Origin of the sequence: Nostoc sp. (assembly GCF_036917975.1) — a bacterium.
Classification (GTDB): domain Bacteria; phylum Cyanobacteriota; class Cyanobacteriia; order Cyanobacteriales; family Nostocaceae; genus Nostoc.
On the sequence record NZ_JBALEJ010000036.1, the window covers coordinates 20,030 to 41,321 of the forward strand.

The 21,292-nt window shown below is 40.3% G+C and carries 11 protein-coding genes; 2 read left to right on the plus strand and 9 right to left on the minus strand.

Going from position 1 to position 21,292, the window contains the following annotated elements; genetic code table 11:
• Positions 1-14 precede the first annotated feature (14 nt).
• The 9 genes from V7K76_RS16605 to V7K76_RS16645 form a co-directional block, all read right to left on the minus strand.
• Entirely contained in the window at positions 15-1,241 is a 1,227-nt protein-coding gene (locus V7K76_RS16605) for a hybrid sensor histidine kinase/response regulator (RefSeq protein WP_334778739.1), read from the minus strand.
• 709 nt (positions 1,242-1,950) lie between these two features.
• Complete coding sequence (locus V7K76_RS16610) at positions 1,951-2,454, minus strand: hypothetical protein (RefSeq protein ID WP_334778738.1); 504 nt, start codon at positions 2,452-2,454, stop codon at positions 1,951-1,953.
• 913 nt (positions 2,455-3,367) lie between these two features.
• On the minus strand, positions 3,368-4,645 hold the full coding sequence (locus V7K76_RS16615) for a glycosyltransferase (RefSeq protein ID WP_334778737.1): 1,278 nt from the start codon (positions 4,643-4,645) through the stop codon (positions 3,368-3,370).
• Between the two features lie 409 nt (positions 4,646-5,054).
• On the minus strand, positions 5,055-6,341 hold the full coding sequence (locus V7K76_RS16620) for a glycosyltransferase (RefSeq protein ID WP_334778736.1): 1,287 nt from the start codon (positions 6,339-6,341) through the stop codon (positions 5,055-5,057).
• 158 nt (positions 6,342-6,499) lie between these two features.
• A complete protein-coding gene (locus tag V7K76_RS16625) occupies positions 6,500-6,967 on the minus strand; it encodes a DUF2141 domain-containing protein (RefSeq protein WP_334778735.1) in 468 nt (155 codons plus the stop codon).
• Between the two features lie 34 nt (positions 6,968-7,001).
• On the minus strand, positions 7,002-7,964 hold the full coding sequence (locus tag V7K76_RS16630) for a glycosyltransferase family 2 protein (protein ID WP_335029878.1): 963 nt from the start codon (positions 7,962-7,964) through the stop codon (positions 7,002-7,004).
• Positions 7,965-8,148: 184 nt separating this feature from the next.
• Positions 8,149-9,153, minus strand: coding sequence for an NAD-dependent epimerase/dehydratase family protein (locus V7K76_RS16635; protein ID WP_335029879.1), 1,005 nt, complete (start codon positions 9,151-9,153; stop codon positions 8,149-8,151).
• Positions 9,154-9,247: 94 nt separating this feature from the next.
• A complete protein-coding gene (gene devC / locus V7K76_RS16640; RefSeq protein WP_335029880.1) occupies positions 9,248-10,426 on the minus strand; it encodes an ABC transporter permease DevC in 1,179 nt (392 codons plus the stop codon).
• A 106-nt stretch (positions 10,427-10,532) separates the two neighbouring features.
• Positions 10,533-11,741: an ABC exporter membrane fusion protein gene (locus V7K76_RS16645; RefSeq protein WP_334778731.1), complete on the minus strand. Its 1,209-nt coding sequence runs from the start codon at positions 11,739-11,741 to the stop codon at positions 10,533-10,535.
• Positions 11,742-13,819: 2,078 nt separating this feature from the next.
• Here V7K76_RS16645 and V7K76_RS16655 point away from each other — a divergent pair.
• Positions 13,820-19,276 carry a beta-ketoacyl synthase N-terminal-like domain-containing protein gene (locus tag V7K76_RS16655; protein WP_335029881.1) on the plus strand — a complete coding sequence of 1,819 codons (5,457 nt, stop codon included), beginning with the start codon at positions 13,820-13,822 and terminating at the stop codon, positions 19,274-19,276.
• Positions 19,277-19,388: 112 nt separating this feature from the next.
• A complete protein-coding gene (locus V7K76_RS16660; RefSeq protein WP_334952165.1) occupies positions 19,389-21,116 on the plus strand; it encodes an SDR family NAD(P)-dependent oxidoreductase in 1,728 nt (575 codons plus the stop codon).
• Positions 21,117-21,292: the final 176 nt, after the last annotated feature.

Below are 21,292 nucleotides of genomic sequence, written 5' to 3' on the forward strand. Positions count from 1 at the left end.
AATACAATATTCGCTTAAGATGGTAAATCTGACAGGCTTAATGGTAGTAAGACTGTGAATATTGTCCAATCTTCAATATTGCTAATTTCTATCGTACCTTGGAGGCATTCTACAAGCTTCTTAACTAATGTCAAGCCCAATCCTGCGCCGCCAATTTTCCAGAAATTGTTGTAAGGAATTCGATAAAATGGCTCGAATATTTGAGATTGCTCTTTTTTAGGAATTATTACGCCAGAGTTGCTAATTGTAATTTCAAATAAGGGCACTTGAGAATTAATTTTCATACCAGATTGTTCATCTTTATTGATTACACTTTTTGTAATATAGATCATCTGGACAGTTAATCTAATCACTTCATCAGGAGGAGAATATTTGCAGGCATTGTTGAGTAATTCGGAGATAATTTTGGTAACAGCCTCTATGTCTGAAACCATAGGTGGTAGATTGTGGGGGATACTAACCTGGAAAATCTGTTGCTGAGATTGAGCAAGTTCTCGAAAATATAAAGTTAGATGAGGAAGCCAGTCTTGAAGTTGAAATGAAGTTAATTCTAATTGATATGCATCTGTGTCAATCATTTGCAGAGACAGCAAAGTGTTCACCGAATTTAGCCCTTCTTCACACTGTTGATGCAGAATAGTTACGTAGCCAGCTACAGATTCAAATGGAGAAAGTAGCTCTGAATTTAAAATGCCCTCTCGCTCCAGAAGATTTTCTAACACCGAAATTGTCATTTTCATGTTCAATAAAGGCATTCGCATTTCATTAGAGGCGGTTGCTAGAAAATTATTTTTAAATCGGTTTATCCGTTGAGATTGTGATAATTGCTCACGTCGATAGCGATTGAGTGCTGTTTGAATAGCAACATAAAGTTGTTGTTCTTTGAAAGGTTTGAGGATGTAACCAAAAGCAAATGTCATGTTAGCCCGTTCCACAGTGCTTTTGTCAGAATGTCCGGTAATATAGATAACAGGGATTTGAAAACGATTCCAAATTAGTTCCGCCGCCTGAATACCGTCCATTTCACCCCGCAATTGGATATCCATCAAAACCAAGTTTGGCAGTAGTTCTCCAGTTTTCTCAATTGCCTTTTCTGCCGAATCGATAATATCTAAAACAGTGTATCCCAGCAATTCTAAAATTCCTTGTAAATTTATAGACAAGATATACTCATCTTCAACAATTAGAATCCGAACTTTCTCTGTTGTCTGTGTGTTTGATAAAATGCCGGTCACGTTCATAAGCTACTTTTTATAAAAGAAATTTTGAGATATCTACAAATAATAAGAGACTATTTATAAAGTAAATCTTAAGTAGTGGCGTAGCAAGGCTAAAATGTTGTAAAAAAATTGTAGGTTGGGGAGCCACTGCGTTGCGCGGGCTCCCCGCGTTGTAGCAAGTGGCGTTGGAGGTTTTGCGTAACCCAACATCTTGATATATAGGAGTGCGATTTGATCTCTGAAAAAATCTAAGTATCTGTAGGGTGTGTTATGGCGTAGCCTAACGCACCTAAATTGTTAACTGGTGCGTTAGCCTTTGGCGTAACCCACCCTACGTATATTTCAGTAATCAAATCGGATTCCCATATATAGGATTTGTATTTGATTTTTGAAATAAAAAAATATTCAATTAACTCTTGTGGGGTGGGCGACACGAGAGCCGTATCAACTGGGCGCTCATGTTGTCCACCCCACAATATTGGATAATTTATTTCTTGGAGTTCCCTTAATTTAGATGAAAAGTATATTAGAGAAGAGAATCCACACCGCTATCTGGTAAAATAACTTGCAAGATTCCTTACCTCAGCTTGGTAAAGAAAAGTTCAATAAAAATAATCTTAAAATAATCTTAATAAAAGAATCTTATAAAATAACACGAGAAAATAATAACTGAGGTTTTTCTTGGCTCAACCTAGCGTATACAAGATTTTGAAAGTAATCTCAGGTAATATTAGGCGCTGATGGCTTGTTGTTCAGATTCAACTAACTGATTATTAGGTACATCAAATCTAATAGTGCTGGCTGCCCAGTCTTTGAAATCGGGTGCTAGCCAGACTAGCTTAGACAAAATTTCATCATTGACCCACAATACCAAGGGGAAGCGAAACTGTTTCCGAAACTCATCTCGCATGATATTGGTACTGATGATTAGTTGGTTTATTGCCACTACAGATTCTAAACCCCTGACCATCAAAGCATCGGGTTGAGTAGCACCAATTTCAGTTGTAATCGCTGTGTACAGTTTGTCAGCCGTAGGTGAGAGCAAAATTTCGTGGATATCTGCTGATGAAAATTCTGTTAACAAATTCAGCACTTGCTCCTGTCTTTGAACGCAGTTACAACATGCTAATAACAGTGAAAACTCTCCACCAGAAACCATCATTGCCCTTGCCAGCCTCTTAGTGGCTGCTATGCTGCTAACTGTGCTGTTTTCCGAATTACTTAAGCTAATCATTGCAAAATCCTGCTTTTGATTTTAAAACTAGTTGAGCTATATTCAGTGATTCTACCCTATTAATTTTTATGCAAAAGTGTTAAATGGGTAAGTTTGATGACCTTTTCTCTGTAATACTAAGTATTATATAACGAACAATGATTTGGTGTATTATCTCATTTTTATAATTAAGGGAGAATGTAAAGGTAGTATCAACACAATATCTGTCAAAGGGGGCAGGCGAAAAATTAGCAATTGAATTATCACTGTATTCTCATAGATTTTCGCATCTGCCAGCGATTAAGTAATTTTTTCTTAATATATAGTTAAAAAAATACTCAGTAAAAGTTTAACAGTAAAGATTAGGAAGTGGGAAAAAACCTATAGAAATTTTCAATTGCGTTCCTACTTTGACATGGGGTTTCTCCGATTCTCCCTTCTCCTGTAGGATTTCTAATCCCCCTGCTCCCAGTAAGAACTGCCTAAACGAAGCAAGGCATCTCACAAAATCGCATCGCTGACAGGTATTGAGAGTGGAGTAATGAAATGGTATCAGCCCAAGATGCAAAATTTTAGCTCATTACAGCTAATTCATCCCTTTGATAGAACTTTAGATTGAAGATGTCGCTCTATCAGTCATTAGTTATTGGTGCTAAGGAGGCGGAGCCTCAATGACGGGCATTCCCAGTCTCCGACTGGGAACGAGGCAATCTAAAAAAAAGCTGGTTCTATTCTAGGCTTGCTTTCACGTTAAGTTGACACTCATGGACATACCGTGCCCCTACGGGTGTACCTCACGTAAACGAGAACCGCTATATGTTTATTTTAGTGCGATGCCTACGACGGGCTATGCCTACGCACGATTGAACTAACAGTCTTAGTAATTAGCGATCGCCAGTACTATAAATACTAGCGATCGCTGTGTTAATAATTGTTATGGTTTTATACTGCCTGTACCTACCTCCACCTTCTGCGATCCTTCAACGATTTGGTAAAGTTTGTGTTCAAATTTCTGCATACATGCCGACCAATCAAAGTCAAGTATAGAGGGGCGAGCGTGTCTAGTCATGTCTGCTTTCAAATCAGGATTTTCCAGAATCGTAATTACCTTTTGGGCGAAATCTGTGGGGTTGTTAGGTTGGGCAAGAAAGCCGTTATGACCGGGAAATACCTGTTCTGAGGTTGACGGTGCAACAACCGCAACTAGAGGGGTTCCAGATGCTAATGCCTCGTTATTTGTAGTGCAGAAGTTCTCAGTGACAGAGGGGTTGACAAAAATATCTGCTCTGGCAAACCAACCTAAAAGTTCTGTACCATGAGACTCACCCCATATAGTAATACTCGATCCAAACTTTTTCGCACGCTCGCGGATCTCTTCATCTAGTGGGCCACTACCAACAATCACCAGATGGACATCAGGAATTTTGGCAGCGATAACTGGAAAGATATCAAGCAATTGGTTGACATTCTTTTCGGGTGTGATGCGTCCGACAAACAAAAGAGTTGGTCGGTGATCATTAGGAATTGGGTCGTAACAGATATTTCGCGGGTGAAATTTTTCGCAATCGATGCCTTGATAAGCGACATATTCGGCGCGTTGGCATTTCAGTTCTTCGTATTTAGTCAGTTGTTCTTTAGAAGAGAAGTAATTGAAGTCATAAGACTCACTAAATTGCTTGACTAAAACGGGAATGATCGGACGAACCAAATTGAAGAAGCGATCTCCAAAGTAATATTTGATATATGCAACGATATCTGTATGGAAGAGTGATATTATGGGCGTGCCTGTTCGTTTTGCGTATTTAGTGCCAATTGGACGACCGTAGCCTTGCAAGAAAAATGAATATAAACCTCTCATTTGTGCGGCTTCTTCAACCACAATAATGTCGGGTTTGAATTTCTCCAGCAACTTGGTATCACTCCAATGCCGATAGCTCAATGGTTGAGGAAGAGACTTGTAGAATACTAGTGGTTGTGTGGGGAATGCGTAAGCAGAGAAATTGGGGAAAGACTGAATTTCCTCTAAACCTGGCATGGGGCGATCGCCAACATTTTTGGGGTAGCGATCGTTGATTTGTGGATGGATTAGAAAAACCTCATGTCCCTGCTCTAGCAACCAACGAACCCGTTGATGTACGGCGACGGAAACTCCAGTCAAAAAAGGGGCATACAACCCTGTAAATAGTGCAATGCGAAGTTTTTGCTTAGTCATAAAAAAGGGGAATATTTTACGAAATTGCTGGTTTTGAACTTAGAATTTACGCAGCAAATGTTCCATGAACATCCTGATTTTTGGCTCATAAATTCCCACTAATATACTTAGACTAAGGATTTACACATTTTCAACTTGCCTAAATTATCAATAGTGAAAAGGATGTTTTTAATCAAGTTTGCAAACTATTAAATCATCCAGAAGGCTAGGTCAAAATCCCCCTTGATATATTTTTCTAAATTCTTGTAATCAATGCAAATACATTTTGCTAACCAACAAGTAAAAGCGTGTACTTTGACAAGTGTTATAGCTAATATATTTTTACTAAATATAAGATAATATAATTTGAAGACTAGGGAATGTTTAGTGTAATAACTTTCATACCCTAGTTCATATCTAGCGATGAAATTCAAAGAGAAACTTTGTTATCAATAGGTTGATCTAACCATTGATAAGGGCGATATTCCACTAGCCGAATATTCCAGGGCCCTTGAACGCGATAGCTGACACCGCGCCAGGTGACTGTTGAAACCCACAGGGATGATAGCATTGCTAACCCATAAACCCACTGTGTTAAGGGAATCCCAATTAACATTCTGATAATTGTAGCAGCTGATAATTTTGCGTAGACGTGCAACGGCTTGGCCATTGGCATCGCTTGGTCATTAGAACGAACCACTCGCTGTATTTCTAATTCCAACACCAGCATTATCAAGAGTAATCCGACAGTATAAACTCCATAGCAAACTAACAACAAAGCCGCAGCTTGCCACTTTGCCTCTAACAACGACTCTAAAACTAAAATGATTAGTAAAGTTGGAAACAAAATGCCAGAAACAGCTTCACTAACAAGAGCTAACCAACGTGGGTGATAGAGTCGAGAATAAAGGATAAGGCGTTTGAGATAGTCTACTAAGTTGAATAAATCAGTCTCTTCACGATTTACAATCAGCAGCGAAGGTACAAACTTTACCTGAAAACCATGTTTTTTCAGGATATCGTGCATCATAAAATCTTCGCCTAAAGCTTGTCCCCACTTATCTAGGAGTCCTGTTTGGCGAAGTACTTCAGTTTTCACAGCCAAAGTTCCACCCCAAGGAATCTGGAAGATAAACATTTGCACTACTGTAGATACATTGCCGACGTAGCGCACTAAAGAACCCCAATATCGACCTGTCGGTACGTACCAACGATTACCTGTTGTCGCCCCGACTTTAGGATCGCCCAGAGGACTGACTAATTCTCGCAGCCAATTCAGATGAACGATAGTATCAGCATCGACTAAGGCAACCACCTTGTAGGAGTCGTCTAACTCACGGATAGCTTGGATTAAAGAACTGCATTTGAGACTACAACTGTTGCGGACTATTCTCAAAGGGCTGATTTGAACGTTGGTTGCTTCTTGTTCTGTGATCGTTTCACTAGCAATTTTCCAGGCGGGATCTTCGTGACTATCAACGATTAACTTTAAATCATACTGTGGATAGTTTTGATTTAGGAGCGATCGCAAACATCTAGGCAAAAACGGATCGGCACCGCGTAGACAAAGAATCACTGCGGTTTTGGGTAACTGATCATCTGGTAATAAGTTTTTTTTAGATGACCGCAGATACCATATAAAGACAAGCGTAAAACACACCTGAATAACCAGCCAACCCATCAAAGACTTAGACAGAAATATTGCCAAATCTTCCATTAAATTTTTAATCTCCGACAGAATGAGGGATTGGGGATTGGGGATTGGGGATTGGGGATTAGGGATTAGGGATTAGGGATTAGGGATTAGGGATTAGGGATTAGAAATATCTTTTAGAAAGCCAGTCCCCAGTCCCCAGTCCCCAGCCCCCAATCCCTTTACGAATCAAGCGAATATTTCATGATGATGTTGACTGTTGTATTTTTGTTTACAACAAAACTGGCATCACGAAACTTTGGTGTACCTGTTTGTATGGACACAGTTGGATTTTTGGAAATTCCAAAACCTTCTGTAGGAATACCAAAAAAGTCTTTATTGAGTTTGCGATCGCCATTTTGATCATCAAGCACGCTGACAGCATAAGTTCCAGGCTTCAAACCGGAAAATTCTTTTTTTACAGAAGTGCCAGTAATCTTAACGCAGCCACTTTGAGAGCCACTAGAGTTATTCGTCGGAAATCCTTTTTCATTTGCGTAAACTCTGAAGCAAATCTCGCCTTTTTGGTGATGTATTCCATTTACTACAACAGTTAGTGTCGCAGTTGGTTCTGCATTGACTGTTTTTGCAAAGCTGATGCTCACTAAAGCAGCAAGCAAAACATGAGATAATTGAGATAGTTTCAGCATAGTTTTGTAGTTGCAATAAATTATTTTGATTCGTTTAAAATGTGACTTGCTGTTGTTTGATTGATGTTGGTTGCCAACCTTTTCCAAGTCCTTGCAGCACCTTGAGAATATCTTTCAGCAAAAGATATTCTGTTCTTTTTAATTGCTGATGTAGACTTTTATGACTCAGGGAACTACGCCAGATGGAGAGTATATACTCCCAGATTATTCTCCAATGTGGCAATAAAGTTTTCCCTTTCTTTGCTGAATCAAACCACACTGCATACCCATAAAAATCAGGCAGAATATTCAATGAGGATTTTTGATTTTTCTTTCCTAACAATAAATAATTAGGAAAAAACATACTCATTGATTGTTGTGGATGACTTCTGGCAAAAAACAGGTATTCAGGGATTTCATAGAATCTACCAAGAATACCAAGTCTTAACAAGAGAATTCCATCTGCATTACCATAACCACCCATCGGTGGTATCTTTCTCAAGGCACTAGCGCGAATTACTCCATAACATTGATAACATAAATGCTTCGTCAGCAATTCGTGAAAACGCTCGTGCGGTTTTAGTGCATCTGCCTTGAGTTTGATATCGTAGTTTTGGAGAAAATCCCCCTGTTCATCAATGAAGTATACCTGGGAATGACACAAGATTATCGTAGGATCTTGGTCAAGCACCTCAATACACTTCTTGATAAAATCTGGAGAATGTAGGTCATCATAAGCTGCCCATTTAAAGTACTCACCCGAAGACAATTCAAAAACGCGATTGAAGTTACGCGCGCAACCAATATTTGTATCATTGCGGTAGTAACAAATACGTTGGTCTTGCTCGGCATAAGCTCTACAAATTTCTTCAGTTTTATCTGTAGAAGCATTATCTGAAATAATTAGCTCAAAATCTTCAAAAGTCTGAGCCAAGAGTGAATCTATGGCTTCTTTGATAAATTTTTCACCATTATATACAGGTAATCCGATGCTCAATCGTGGCTGATTGCTACTCATAGAAAACAAGTATTTGGAAAATGGTGGATTATTTTATGCTTAATTACAGCGAATTTTTAGGTAGATGCAATGTAATAGTTTAGAATTCAGAATAATTTGTGGTGTCCAGATCCCCGACTTCTTTAAGAATTCGGGGATCTAATTTTTCAGTTACAATCCAACAATGATTTAAAAAATCTGTGAACTATTTCACCAAGCTTTGAATATCTGTTTTTTGCAGCCATTCATGTGTTAGCTGCATTCCTGATTCTAAGTCAATTTTTGGTTTATAATTTAACAGACTTTGGGCTTTGACAATAGAACAAGCGTAAGGACGAGTCATAAAATCTATAGACTCTGGTAAGATATCAACTTTTTTCCGAAAAAGTTTTTGCCCTTGAACACGTAGTTTGAGAAACAACTTAATTTCATCCTTCGGTAATGAAAGGGGTGCTTGTAACCCTTCCATTGCTGCTAAACGCATAAAATACTCTTTCCACGAAGTTTCTTGTCCGTCGGTGATATTAAATATTTCACCGTAGGTTTCTTTTTCCATCGCCAGAAAGATGCCATCAATCAGGTTATCTATATATACATGATTGATTACTCCTTTACCATCATTGGCACAGGCAAATAACTTTTGACGCATCATCAGAATTGGTCTGACTATCCAAGGGATACTTCCAGGGCCATAAACATCTCCAGCCCTAATAACAATGATGCCAAAATCTGAGGGATTATTTAGTTCTAAGACTGCTGTTTCAGCTTCTATTTTCGTTTGACAATAAGGATTATTCTCGCCAGATAGTGGCCCGGCTTCTGTAACACCATTAGGATAGTTGAAACCGTAAACCATCACACTGGATAGATGCACAAATGTTTTGACACCAGCCTGTTTAGCAGCTTTAGCCATGTTGACAGCACCGCCAACATTAACATCACGAAAATGGCTAATTGCACCCGCTTCTTCAGCAATTTGATCTGTATGTAAAACGATATCTACACCTTGACAAGCTTTTTGAGCAATAGCAGAATCGGTGATGCTACCAATAATTACCTCAACACCTAAATCCTGTAATTGTTTGTTCTTTGCTGTAGAACTTTGTAATCCACGAACTTTCATTCCCTGCGCTATTGCTAACTCTGCTGTACGCAAACCGACAAATTCATCAATTGCAGTAATTAGAAGAGTTTTGTTGTTGAGGTTCATATATTAGTGGGGATGCCAATTTTGGATTTTGGATTTTGGATTTTGGATTAAAATAAAAGCCTAGTAAGCTGTGGAGAAAGTTTACTTGTCTTTTTTAGAAAATATCTCCCGGATCTGCGGAGCGGAGTTTGTTGATAGCAAGTGCCCCAGATGTGATGCACATCAAAACTGTTGAGGTTAAAACAAGCAGTGCATTATTATTAGTCATTACTATGGGTAGCTTAGTTGCATCTGCCGCAAAACTATACAACAACACAGAAGTAATAAATCCTGGAATATAACCTAATATTGCCAAAATTAAAGCTTGTTGAAATACCACATTCAACAAATATCTATTGGCATAACCTATGGCTTTTAAAGTTGCATAAGCAACGAATTGGGTAGCAATATTGCTGTAAAGAATTTGATAAACAATTACTACACCAACAACCGCAGCCATTGTCAACATCAAGTTAAGTATAAAACCAATGGGTGTTCTAACAGCCCAATATTTTTTCTCAAAATCAATGAAGCCCTGACGTGTAAAAATTTGGACATCATTAGGTAAACTTGCTTGCAAATTTTTTAGTACTGTTTCTGCATTAGTGCCAGGTTTGAGGGAAATCAAACCGATATCGATCATATCTGCCGGACGAGTATTGGGATTTATTCTTAAGAAAGTTGAGTCACTGACAAGTAAATTGCCATCTACCCCAAAGGAAGGCCCTAAGGTGAATAAGCCACCAATTCTAACTTTATAGCCAATTAATGAATTGAAGGGAAATATTTCAACTGTTTGTGTAGTATCTCCCGCATTAAATTTTTCAGCTATTGGGCCAAACTCTGGACGAGAACCCCGATCAAAAAGCATGACATCGGGAATTTTGAGTTTATCTAAATTTTTCTCAACTTCCGGGAGATTTATCACAGGTTTACCTGGATCGAAACCAATAACGTATATTGAATATTTCTCACCAGTTGCCGGATTTTTTAGTTTGGCAAATTGCAAATACATCGGGCTAACTGACTCTACGCCATCAAACCCTAAAGATTGGTACAAACGAGTCCGCGAAAAGCTTTGATTTGAGGTCAAAGATTTATATTGCGAACTAACTAAAAATAAATCTCCCTTGAGATTTTGATGTACTGCGGTTGCGCTGGAATAGAGAGCATCTTGAAAACCAAGTTGCACAAACATGAGCAGCACAATAAAACCAATCCCGGCTACAGCTACTAGTAAACGAACTTTTTGCTGGGCTAGCTGTAGCCATCCTAAAGGAATTTTGAAAATCATGGATTTATTTGTTATTTGTCATACCCTGCGGGAAGGCAAAGCGCCTATGTCATTTGTCATTTGTCATTGGTCATTTGTGAATGACTAATAACTAATGCCTAATAGACTAAATATGAATGGCAACATCCACTTGTAAATTGGTTAAACGAGCGACCTTTTCACTATCTGCGGCATTATCGATGGAGATTTTGACCTCAATTATTCTGCGGTCTGTATCTGAACCAGGGTTAAGGCTGAAGATGCTTTGCTTATCAACTTGCCAACCAATCACTTTGACAGTTCCTTTTAATGTTCCAGTAAATGCAGTGCTGGTAATGGTGGCTTTTTGTCCTACACGCACTTTTTGAATATCGGTTTGATACACCTCTGCAATCACATACATTTGAGATGTCTTACCTATCTCAGCAAATCCTCTGCTGGTGCTGATGACTTCTCCAGTTTTGGCGTGAATTTTCAAAATTTTCCCATTGATGGGAGATTTGATATAACTTAAATCCAAGTCGGCTTTTGCTTGTTGCACAGAAGTTGTTGCACTGTTGACTTCGGTTTGTGCAACTTGAACATCTACGCCACGCACTTCGCTTATACTCTTGAGTTGCGCTTTTGCTTGCTTGAGTTGTTCTTGGAATGTGTCTTGAGTCCGCTTGAGGGTGGCTTGCGCTTCTGTTAGCTGCTGTTGTGTAGTCTTTAGTTGCAAAGCTTTGGTATCTGCTATGGAAGCCGCGATCGCACCTTGTTTATATAATTGCTGATAGCGATTATTCTCGGCTTGAGCGTTGTCTACTTCCGCCTGGATGCGGTCGATTGTCGCCTGTTGGGTAGCAACGTCCCCTTTATATTGTGGCTCTAAACGGGCAATTACAGCCTTTTGAGCATCGACATCTCCGGTTTTACCTCCAGATTTCACCTGCGCTAATTTCGCTTTGGCAACTTGCAGTTGGTCTAAAGCCTGTTGTAATGCGGTTCTAGAACGACCATAATTTTCTAAATAGGCTAATATTTGCCCTGCTTTAACCGCATCTCCTTCTTTCACCAACAGTCTGTCTACTCGTACCCCATTATTAGAAGTAGGAGCAGTCAAAGTAGTAACTTCGCCTTCTGGCTCTAAACGTCCCAAGGCTGTCACCGCAACTTTTGCAGGCGTGGCAGCTTTTGGAGGATTTGTTGGCTGTGTCACAACTTTCGGTTTAGACCAATAGGGTGTCAAACTATAGAAAGCGATTAATCCAGCCGCTAAAGTCAGAGAAGCTGCTAAAATTAGTTGCGATCGGCCTACAGGTTTTGTGAATAATCGACTTTCTTTATTTACTGCCATATTTTCATTCCAATTCTGCTTTTGTAGGGGATAACCTGGTTATATTTAGTCGATTACAATAGACTCATCCGCAAATTACCAAGAGGCTTTTCCTCTAGATTTTCTACCTTAATCAAGTGGATGAATCTAAATTGGTTTTATATGATTTTTGTACGCTTTTACCGCCCAAACTTACTATTGTGGCGTGAAAATTAATGGCGTGTTACTTCAAAGCTTCCTAAGTTATATCCTAATTTGTTATCTCTTCCAGTAGCGTAAAATACAATCGCGCTAGCCAGAAAACCTAATTCTCAAAAACAACGAAGCGCTAATAAAAATGAACTCAAAGGTTGGATAAACTTGTTATTAAGTATGGCGTTAAAATTGAGCTTTGTCAACCAATTAAATTCGCATAAGTCCTGATTCTCTCACTAAAATTTTCATCATGGTTGGATTAGAGACTAAAGTATTTACTCATTACTAATTTATTGTCTAGCAATTGAATACCAACCAATAGTTAGTTATTAAGCAGATTTGATATTCCTAACAGATTATTATTAACAAGGTTGTGTACTATAAGACATTCTTGTAGCGATTCGTAGTAGGGGTAATACCCTGCGGTAAGCCGCTTTGCGTCTACATGAATTACCCCTAGAACACTACAATTGATTGATTGCAGAGCCGGTAGATGGAAACCCTGAGCTTTGTTTTCGGTTAACTTTTTACTGGAGACTCATCTTACCCATATTATGTTTAGCAAGGAACATACTAAAAATTAACATTTGCTTTATAAATAACCGCTTTACTTCTTGACTTGACTTATATTGAAAAATGACCAACAACTTTAGTTCAATTATGAGCCGGGAATTGAAATTCCCGTCTCATAGCTAAAATCATCTGAAGATGACTAAATATCGCCAAAAATCTCCAGTCTACTTCAGTAGACTTTAGCCTACTAGCCCGGAAATTTATTTTTGAAGTAATAAGTAATACCCATTACTTATTACTTATTACTCATTTATTTATTACTCATTTATTTATTTCCGGGCGGGCATGGAAGCCAACAGTTAAGCTATTTCCAGCTTAAGTTGACACCAATGAACAATGTTGCGCCCCTACCTGTGTACTAGATATCTCCGAAAATGAATGTAGAGACGTAGCAGTGCTACGTCTCTACAAGGATTCGGGATAACGCATATTTAATTTCTGGAGATGTCTACTTCATCTACCTGAAAAATGCCGTATCACACATTTCTAGAGTCATAAATTATACTTTTCTGCTGATTTTTATTCAAAATTCAAATCAGTAAGAGTATCGGGTTATTTATAAAATAACTTTAAAGGAATGATTTAGTTTCTGTAAAGTGTGTTATTGTTTTTATTAATTCAATGCCTTAAAGTAGTTATACAAACTAGTTATTTAATTGATATTTTGACATTAAAAATAACTAAAGATAACTGCTTTGTCGTCATCTTACGATCGTTTAATTACTTTTTCAACTTGCATAAACTCGGATTAAAGGTGGTGTCTTTTCTGTAACAAACTTGTCAACTTTACTGGGTCAAATACCATAAAATATGTTATCCCGGACGTTGAAACTAGCTATGACATTCATCAAGATACAGAACGTTGTCATTAACACCAGCTATATTGTTGTGGTTGGGCTAGATAATCAAACGGTTTCGGGTGAAAAAACGCTTCTGTTCTCTTAGCTACTCCTCAGTTTTCATCGCTCCAGTAGGATACCATTGCTCAAAACATTTTAGATTTTGGATTTTGGATTTTTTTGGTTCGTCCTGCACTCATTGTAGGTGAAACAAATCTAAAAGACACTTTAAGACTCGCTAACACAAATCTAAAATCCAAAATTGATTGACCTATTGCCACAATATTAAGAGTCTAGCGTTGTATAACATTTTTTCGCGATTGCTGCGTACCAAAATCGCCTTCTAAGGCTTTATGAGGGCAGTATGTATCGTGTGGTGTCGATTTGGAGGCAGATAGGATAGCTAGCTGCTGACAAGACGAGAGATTTTGATTATTTAGTAGGCAACAGAAATTACTGTAGCTACACAATCCACAGTACTAACTATGCCCTATGTCTGCTTATTCAATTGATACTGCCTTAGCGGAGTTAGAAAGCCTTGTCAATAATTGTGAACAGGCTGTGATGAGGTCTATTGAGGAAAAAAAGATGAAGTCAGATAAGCCAAATAAATCAGTGTCAATCAACAAAATTAACAGACAATTACAACACAATCCTATCGCCATCGTTGGGATGGCTTCTCTATTACCTAAAGCTAGAAATTTACGGGAATATTGGCAAAATATTGTAAACAAAATTGACTGTATTACTGATGTTCCTTCCACTCATTGGAGCGTCGAAGATTATTACGATTCCAATCCCAGAACTACTGAAGATAAAACTTACTGTAAAAGAGGCGGGTTTCTTCCAGAGGTTGATTTTAACCCGATGGAATTCGGTATACCACCTAGTATTTTAGAAGTCACAGATGTATCGCAACTATTAAGTTTAGTGGTTGCGAAAGAGGCGATGGAAGATGCAGGTTATGGCGAAAAACGTGAGTTTAGCCGCGAAACTGTTGGCGTAATCTTAGGCGTGGCTATGGCCAAGCAATTAGGAATGCCACTTTCTGCGAGATTGGAATATCCAATTTGGGAAAAAGCACTCAAAAGCAGTGGTTTATCTGACGAAGATACCCAAAAAATCGTTGAGAAAATCAAAAGCGCTTACGTTAAATGGGATGAGAACGCTTTCCCTGGAATGTTAGCTAACGTAGTCGCAGGTAGAATTGCCAATCGCCTAAATTTTGGCGGGATGAATTGTGTAGTTGATGCTGCTTGCGCTAGTTCCTTTGGTGCTTTAAAAATGGCAATTAGTGAGCTAGTTGAGCATCGTTCTGACATGATGCTGACTGGTGGTGTTGATACCGATAACACCATCATGGCTTACATCTCATTTAGCAAAACACCGGCGGTTTCTCCTAGCGAAAATGTCAAACCTTTCGATGCTAAATCTGATGGGATGATGCTGGGTGAAGGTATTGGAATGATTGTCCTCAAACGCTTAGAAGATGCGGAACGGGACAACGATAAAATATATGCCGTAATTAAAGGTATTGGTACTTCCAGCGATGGGCGTTACAAGAGCATTTATGCTCCCCGCAAAGAAGGCCAAGTTAAAGCCTTAGAACGTGCTTATGAAGATGCCGGCTTCTCTCCCGCTACTGTTGGTTTGATGGAAGCACATGGCACCGGTACAATGGCTGGAGATCCGACAGAATTCGGTTCTTTAAAAGACTTTTTTGATGTGCATGATGAGAAAAAACAGCACATCGCTTTGGGTAGTGTGAAATCACAAATCGGACACACAAAAGCGGCTGCGGGTGCGGCAAGTTTGATTAAAACTGCTTTGGCTTTACATCACAAAGTATTACCGCCCACAATTAACATTACTGAGCCAAACCCCAAACTCAACATTAAAAATTCATCCTTTTATTTGAATACCGAAACCAGACCTTGGATTCGGGCTGAAGGTGAAGCACCAAGACGTGCGGGTGTAAGTTCCTTTGGCTTTGGTGGTACTAACTATCACGTCGTTTTGGAAGAATATGAAGCCGAGCAAAATGAGGCTTACCGCTTACACAGTGGTGCTAGTGAAGTGCTGTTGTTTGCTCCCACGGTAGAGCAATTGTTGAGCAAGTCGGAAGAGATTTTAGGTAAGTTGCGTTCACGAAGTGACTCCGCAGGAGTATCGCCAGATGCACGTACACATTACGCGCAATTAGTAAATGAGTGCAAATCGCCACAGATTCCCCTCTCTGCTCCCCGATTTGGGTTTGTAGCTGAGAATCTCGAAGAAGCTTGCAAGTTGCTGCAAACTAGCATTGACTGGCTAAAACTCAAAGGGTCAGCAGCATCTTGGGAGCATCCCCAAGGGATTTATTACCGCGCCTCTGGTATGGAGTTAGGCGGAAAGGTTGTCTCATTATTTTCTGGACAAGGTTCGCAATACTTGGAGATGGGACGCGAACTGGCGATGAATTTTCCTTTGATGCGCCGTCTTCATGGTTATATGGATAGCCTGTTGCTCAAAGATAATTTGCAGCCGCTTTCAGAAATCGTTTTCCCTCATCCTGTGTTTGGAGAGGCAGAAAAGAATGTCCAAATTGCTGCCTTGCAACGCACAGAATATGCTCAACCAGCCATCGGGGTGTTGAGTGCAGGGATGTACAGCATATTGCAACAAGCTGGATTCAAGTCAGATTTTGTGGCGGGTCACAGCTTTGGTGAACTGACAGCGCTATGGGCTGCGGGGGTTTTGAGTACAGAAGATTACTTGTTCTTAGTGAAAGCTAGGGGTCAAGCAATGGCTGCACCCGAAGACCCAGATCATGATGCGGGTAGTATGCTGGCTGTCAAAGAAGACATCAGCAAAGTGGAAGCAGTGTTGAAGCAGTTTCCGCAAGTTGCGATCGCTAATCAAAATTCTCCCACTCAATTTGTTTTGGCTGGCCCTACCGCAGAAATAGCGAGAGTTAAAGAGGCTTTACACGAGAAAGGATATACAGCTGTATTGCTACCTGTATCAGCAGCTTTCCATACACCGCTAATCGCCTTTGCTCAGAAATCCTTTGCGATCGCTACCAAGTCTGTCAAGTTCCAAACTCCCAAAATCCCTGTTTACAGCAACGTTACCAGTAAGCAGTATCCCAAGGAAGCCCAAAATATTCAAAAAATCCTGGAAACGCACCTTTCCAACTCAGTGCTGTTTAAGCAGGAAATTGAAAATATCTATGCGGAGGGTGGTACTTGCTTTGTGGAATTTGGGCCGAGGAGAATTCTTAGCAACTTAGTGAAAGAGATTCTTGGCGATCGCCCACATATTACCGTATCTTTGAACCCCAGCACGCAAAAGAATAGCGATCGCTCTTTACGAGAAGCAGTTGTGCAATTGCGCGTGATTGGTTTGGCTTTGAATGACCTCGATCCTTACCAACTTCCCCAAACTATCCCCCCAATTGAGACGAAGAAGACATTAAATGTGCGTTTAAACGGCATCAACTACAGATCCGAAAAAACGAAAAATGCCTTTGCTCTTGCTTTGCAGGATGGGCATAAAGTCACATTACCCGCCCCCGAATATTCTGAAGCGGCTCCTTTATTTAGCAGCCCCGGTGTAACTCCACCTGTAGCAGTGATAGAGACTAACGGACATAAAAAACTTACCCCAGTAATGAACGGTGTGACTGCTAGTATCATCACCCAGCCAGAGCAACAGATGAATCCTGTTACCCTGTCACAACCAGCCCAGGAATCTAAGATGCAACCAACACCAGAAAAACTCACAAATTACGAACAACTTTTAGCAAGTTTAGAATATCTCCTGACACAGTTCCAGGAAAATCAAGCCGAGAATTTACAAGTTCACGGTACTTATCTCAACCATCAAATGGAATACGCTAAAGCGTTTTTCCAACTGATGCAGCAGCAGAATTCCTTGTTGAGTGAAAGTAAATCAACAGCCGAAACTGCCAAAATGAAGCTAGTTGTCATGGAAAGCTTAGAGCGTAGCATGATGCAGTTTCACTCCCAACAAGGTGAAACTCTACGCATTCATGAGCAATACCTCCAAGAGCAACTGGAATATACCAAAAGCTTTTTCCAACTCATCCAGCAAGAGTATTCTCAAATCATCTCTGGTGAGGGAGCAACTCAACTTACAGAGAAACTCAGCAATTTTACTCCATTCACCACAGAAGCACCAGTACCCGCTACTACAAAGATAGTAGAAAGCCAGTCTTTGCCTGTAACTGAGCCTGTAGCTAAAAATGGCTTAAATGTTACCCAAGCACCTCTGGCGGCTGCTGTAGAGCCTGTAGTTGAAACTCCTGTATCCACAGAGACACGAGCGATCGCGTCTCTACTACCCACACCGCATTTCGCAACTGTCGAGACGGTAGAGCCTGTAGTCGCGCCACCTGTCCCAGTAGTAGAACCCCAAGCTGAGGTTGTAGTCAAAATTAGCTCACCTCCAGTCAACGACGTTGTTGCATTCAAAGCAGAACCAGCACCCACAACTGCTGCACCTGTATCTGGCGCAACCATCGATATTGTTGACTTGGATAAAAACCTGTTAGCCATCACCAGCGACAAGACCGGCTACCCAGTCGAAATGCTGGAAATGGACATGGATATGGAGGCTGATTTAGGAATTGACTCCATCAAACGGGTGGAAATTCTAGGGGCGCTACAAGAGATGTACCCCAACCTACCCAAGCCCAATTTAGAAGAACTTTCAGAAAAACGCACCATCGGTCAAGTTGTCGAGTATCTGCAATCCCACGCTTCCAAAAGTGTTTCGGTAGAAATTGCAGTTCACGAAGTACAACAAGTAACCGAGATTCCAGTAGAAACTGCACCAGTAGTTGAGGTAGTTACTACACCGGAAGTAAGCGTAGTTGTCGCCTTCACCCCTGAACCAGAACCCGCTATAAGTGATGAATTTGCAAACTTAGGTGAAACCCTGTTAGCCATCACCAGCGATAAAACTGGCTATCCAGTGGAGATGCTGGAACTGGAAATGGACATGGAAGCGGACTTAGGGATTGACTCGATTAAACGGGTAGAAATCTTAGGGGCGATGCAAGAAACCTACCCCAACTTACCCAAACCGAATATCGAAGAACTCGGCGACCTCCGCACCATCGGTCAAATAGTCGATTACCTACAGCAGTTGGCTGGAGGTGAAAAAAAAAAGTCTGAACCTGAGTTTGTCCAACAGCGGCCACCCCAATTAGAACATGAACTAGAGCATAATATCCAGCGCCATCTCGTCAAACTCAGAAGTTTACCACAGCCTGATTACTTGGATTTCACGTTACCAGAGGGACACATCGGTTTAATTACCGATGATGGTTCCCTCACCACTTATAAATTAACTGAATCCTTTATCGAGAAAGGCTGGAAAGTAGTAGTTATCAGCTTCCCCCAATCGCTTATCGCCCAACAAGCGCCCTTACCCACAGGAGTAACCCGCGTCACCTTAGCAAACTTGAGTGAAGAACATCTTCAACAACAATTACAAGCGATCGCATCTCATTGTGGAGCGATCGGGGCTTTCATCCATCTACATCCGATGTTTGTAGCAAATCACACCGGGAGTATTTCTTATAACGAAGTAGAAAAGGCGATCGTCAAGCACGTATTTTTGATGGCGAAACACCTTAAACCTTCCCTCAACGAAGCTGCAAAGCATGGACGTAGTTGTTTCTGCACAGTTGCTCACCTTGATGGAGCCTTCGGTTTAGAGTACAAAGTCAACTTCGGTGCGATCGGCGCTGGTTTATTTGGATTAACCAAAACTCTGAGATGGGAATGGCCAAAGGTATTTACTCGTGCGATCGACTTAAGTCCCAGACTTGACGCTAAACAGTCAGTACAAAACATCATCGCCGAACTTCACGACCCCAACCTTTATATTAGTGAAGTTGGCTACGGTTCACAAGGAAGAGTCACCATTATCGCCGATTAATCTCTCTCTCTGCGCTCTCTGCGTCTCTGTGGTTCGTTTAAAAAAAACCGCAGAGGCGCAGAGGACACAGAGGAAGAAAAAACCCAATTTATGCAGGTATTCACGAGGATTTATGACACAAATAGCCCAGCTTAGTCCATCATCTGTCTTTGTCGTGAGCGGCGGTGCAAAAGGGATTACGGCTGAGTGTACTATCAGATTAGCCCAACAGCAACCCTGCAAATTTATCCTCCTCGGTCGCTCCGAATTATTAGAAACCGAGCCAGATTATGCTCAAAATTCTGATGACTCCGCATTGAAAAAATGCATCATGGAAAATCTTCTTTCTCAAGGAGAGAAGCCCATACCCATGAATGTGCAAAAAATATATAACAAAATAACCTCCAGTCGCGAAATTAAAAAGACACTAGCAGCAATTGAAAAAACCGGAGCTAAAGCCGAATATATCAGCGTCGATGTCACAGATACGCCAGCTTTACAAGAAAAACTTGCCACTGCTGTGCAACATCTCGGCCCAATTACCGGAATCATCCACGGCGCGGGAAACTTAGCCGATAAGTTAATTGAAAAGAAAACAGAAGAGGATTTTGAAAAAGTTTACACCGCCAAAGTTCAAGGCTTAGAAAACCTGCTAACTTGCGTCAACCCTAATCAGCTTCAGCATTTAGTTTTGTTTTCTTCCGTCACAGGCTTTTACGGAAATCCTGGACAATCTGATTATGCGATCGCTAATGAAATTCTGAACAAATCAGCCCATATATTTAAGCAAAGTTATCCTTCATGTCATGTAGTCGCTATCAACTGGGGCGCTTGGGACAGTGGGATGGTGACAGCAGAATTAAAGAAGATTTTTCAAGAGCGAAAAATTGATATAATTCCTATTGCAGTTGGGGCGCAAATGCTCGTTAAAGAAATGGATAATACCAATCACGCAACCTCACAAGTTGTTATTGGTAGTCCACTCGTTCCACTGGCGACGGAGTTAGATTCAGAATTACGAACCTATCGTATCCGTCGCCAAATGACATTAGAGGCTAACCCATTTTTACACGATCATACTATTGCTGGTTCTCCCGTTTTACCAGCAACTTGTGCAATGACCTGGATTATTAATGCTTCTGAACAATTATATCCTGGTTATCGGTTGTTCAATTACCAAGATTTTAAAGTTTTGAAAGGAATTACTTTCAATGAAACATTAGCGAAAGAACATATTTTAGAAATTGAAGAAATTTCCAAGGTTAATTTTGAAAGTATCGAACTTAAAGCCAAAATTTCGAGTAAAAACCCTGAAGGGAGAATCCATTTTCACTTTAGCGCTCAACTCAATCTCCAGCGAGAAATCCCAACTGCACCCATTTATGAATCTCTCAATCTCGAACCAGATAATATCATCACCGCTACAGGAAAAGCATTTTACCAAAATGGTGGGGCTACATTATTTCACGGCCCCGGTTTTCAGGAAGTTAAGAGAGTTTTAAACATCAGTCCTGAAAAAATCACAACAGAATGTCTGTGGCCAGAACTCACCCCACAGCAACAAGGACAATTCCCTGTCCAATGGGTAAATCCTTACACAACAGACTTAAGTATGCACGCCTTATGGATTTGGACACAACACTTTCATGAAGAAGGTTGTTTACCTGGAAAAGTCGAAAAATTTGAACAGTTTGAAGCCATACCACATAACGAAACATTTTACGTTTCTTGTGAAGTACTAGCTAAGACACCAAGTAGTGCGATCGCAAACTTTATCATACACGATCGCCAAGGTAAAATATACTCACGAATGCTCGGCGCTCATGCTATTATTTGGTCAATGAAAATGCTCAGAAGCTAATAATCCTCCTTTACCACTCAACATCCATATAGCAATCCTAAATTAGTTGTAAAAATCTCTCTTCATTTTTCTCTCCGCGCTCTCTGCGCCTCTGTGGTTCGATTAAAAAAAGTAAATTTCACAACTCAAATAGGATTGCTATAACTTGCCACTTCAAAGTTTGGGGAACAGCGTAA